Source organism: Sulfuricurvum sp. RIFCSPLOWO2_12_FULL_43_24 (assembly GCF_001829605.1).
In the GTDB taxonomy this organism is placed as follows: domain Bacteria; phylum Campylobacterota; class Campylobacteria; order Campylobacterales; family Sulfurimonadaceae; genus Sulfuricurvum.
On sequence record NZ_MIBT01000094.1, the window covers coordinates 971 to 1,199 of the forward strand.

The 229-nt window shown below is 40.2% G+C and carries 1 pseudogene; it reads right to left on the reverse strand.

The annotated features are described in order from the left end of the window. A pseudogene (locus A3G19_RS09005) lies at positions 1-229 on the reverse strand (diguanylate cyclase); the annotation flags it as partial.

Below are 229 nucleotides of genomic sequence, written 5' to 3' on the forward strand. Positions count from 1 at the left end.
CCATCAAGCCGTTGTTTGGATCAACTTGGGGCTGATAATAGAGCTCTAATTCGTGATTGGATAACGCTTTTTTGAGATTAGTCGAAATCGCCATACGATGACGTGAACGTTCAGTTAACGTGCTGTTGTAAAAACTAAAGGTATTTTTCCCTGAATTTTTAGCATCATACATAGCAGCATCAGCACACTGTAATAGCTCCTCCGTCGTTTGAGCATCTTTCGGATATTT